Origin of the sequence: Corallococcus silvisoli (assembly GCF_009909145.1) — a bacterium.
GTDB lineage: Bacteria > Myxococcota > Myxococcia > Myxococcales > Myxococcaceae > Corallococcus > Corallococcus silvisoli.
Map to the genome: position 1 here is coordinate 1 of NZ_JAAAPJ010000047.1, position 2,072 is coordinate 2,072.

Below are 2,072 nucleotides of genomic sequence, written 5' to 3' on the forward strand. Positions count from 1 at the left end.
GGGGCATTGCTGGGAGGCGTGTATGCGAATGACGAGACGTTGGGCGGTATGGCTGTGGCTGCTGCTTCCGGTGGACACACGGGCAGAGGATGTCCCGGAAGTGAAGCCCACGGAGGAGGAGCGGCGCACGCGGGCCACTGCGTGGCGCTCCCTGCTGCGGCTGGACGCGACGACGTTGGCCCTGTTGCCGCGCGCGGGTATCGGCTCGAACGAGGGCTTCCTCCAGGTGGAGCCGACGCTCATTCTCGACGGAGGCGCGGAGTTCGGCCTCAACCTGGGCGCCCCGGTGCGGCTGCGGCTGTGGGGTGGAGGGGAAGACACGGGCCTCGTGCGGAGGGAGGACTGGGACAGCCTCTCGGACTTCGGGCAGGTGGTGCGCGGCCTCAAGCTGGGCTCGGACGACGCGCCCGTGGGCGTCTGGTTCGGCGGGCTGGAGTCCTACAGCCTGCTGTCGGGGCACCTCGTGCGGCGCTACTCCAATCGAAGCAATCCCGACTACCACCCAGCGGGAGGCTTCCTCACCGGGACGTTGGGCCCTCTCTACACGCAAGCCTTCGCCTCGGACGTGCTGGGCGCGCGCCTCGTGGGGGCGGAAGTCGCGCTGGATGTGCAGCACGTCCTCTTCGGCCAGCCCCGCGAGCCGGGCCGCTACACGCTGTCGCTCTCCGCCGTGCATGACTGGGGACGGGCCGGAGGACGCGCGCCCTCGGTGACACTGGCGCACCTGGACGGCACCGCCGTGGTGGTGGTGCGGCCGGGCTTCGAGGCCCACCTGATTGCCGGTTGGGGCGGACAGCCAGGTGAGGGCGGCGCATGGGGAGCCGTGGTGGGCGCGGGCGCGGATGCGTTGACGCCCACGCTCGACATGCGGCTGCGCTTGGAGGTGCGCCGGCAGCACGGCGGCTTCCGACAGGGCTTCTTCGGCCCGGACTACGAACTGGCGCGCTTCCAGGCCGCAGGGCCGGAGAGAGTGCCGCTGGCGGAGGCGCCCTTCCCGGACGGGTACTCGGCTTATGGCGAGGCGGAGGTGGGCTGGGACGCGGTCCGCTACGGCGGTCTCTCCAAGCACCTGAAGCTGTCGCTGGGCGCGGAAGCCTTCTCGTGGGGCCGTTTCGACGTGGATGGGCGCGTGGCGGTGCAGCTCTTCGCGCGCAGCCTTGAAGTGGCGGTGAAGGGGCTCGGAGTGGGCATGGGACAGCCCGGCGCGCGCTACCTGGGGGCCGCCGAGGTCCGTTGGCGATTCCTCGGAGGGAAGCTCTACGCGCTGGGGACGGGCGGCACGCTGCTGTTCCCCACGCCGGACGGGACGCTGCGGCCCGGGGCTTTCGCCTCGGCGGGCCTGGGGGTGGACAATGCGCGCTGACGCCCTGTTGCTGGCCGTGGCGCTGCTGGCCACGGGATGCGCCTCCGCGCCGCACGCTCCGAAGAGTGGCCGGAGCTTGGGCTACGCGCCTCGTGCGGCTCCTGCGCCCGCGTGGGTGGAGGCTCCGAGCGATGCGTCCCCACGCGCGTGGGGCTCTCCGCCGTCCTCCGTCTCGGGACCCGAGATGTTCCAACGGATGTTGCGTCGCCAGGGGCCACGGGACGAAGTGACCGCCGTGGGAGACAGCGCGGTCGGAGGTGGAGCCCTGAGCGCTGCATCGACGCGGCGGGCGATGCTCGATGCCACGGACGAGGTGAAGGGCTCCCTGCGCGGCGTCGAGGCCGCATTCACCCAACTGGCGGCCCGTCCTCCGGACCTTTGGGGCTTCAGCCTCACCGGCGTCTTCACGCGCTACCTCGACCAAGGCTCCAAGCAGGTGAGTTGGCTGCATGGTGCGCTCGGGAGTGCCACCGCGTTGACGGATGCGGCCTCGGAAGTCGGCGACACGGACATGGAGCTGGGCCTCCTTCGCATGGCGGGGCCCAGGCTCCAGGCGGCCCAGTTCGGGACCCTCGTCCTGGCCACCTGGGTGGACTTCCTCCACCTCGCTGACGCCATTCTCCGAAACTGCCCGATGTGTAGCGTCGAGAAGCTGTTCGCCGACCTTCATCGCGTGCAGGGAATGATGGAGCCCACGCTGGCGGACCTC

The 2,072-nt window shown here is 71.0% G+C and carries 1 protein-coding gene and 1 pseudogene; both read left to right on the forward strand.

What is annotated here, in order from left to right; translation table 11 throughout:
* Window positions 1–28 precede the first annotated feature (28 nt).
* On the forward strand, window positions 29–1,363 hold the full coding sequence (locus tag GTY96_RS36975) for a hypothetical protein (protein ID WP_407926999.1): 1,335 nt from the start codon (window positions 29–31) through the stop codon (window positions 1,361–1,363).
* A gap of 196 nt (window positions 1,364–1,559) precedes the next feature.
* Window positions 1,560–2,072: pseudogene (locus tag GTY96_RS36980) on the forward strand (DUF2380 domain-containing protein); the annotation flags it as partial.

Coding starts and splice junctions, on each gene's coding strand:
- GTY96_RS36975 (WP_407926999.1), top strand. CDS start 29: ATGACGAGACGTTGGGCGGTATGGCTGTGGCTGCTGCTTCCGGTGGAC.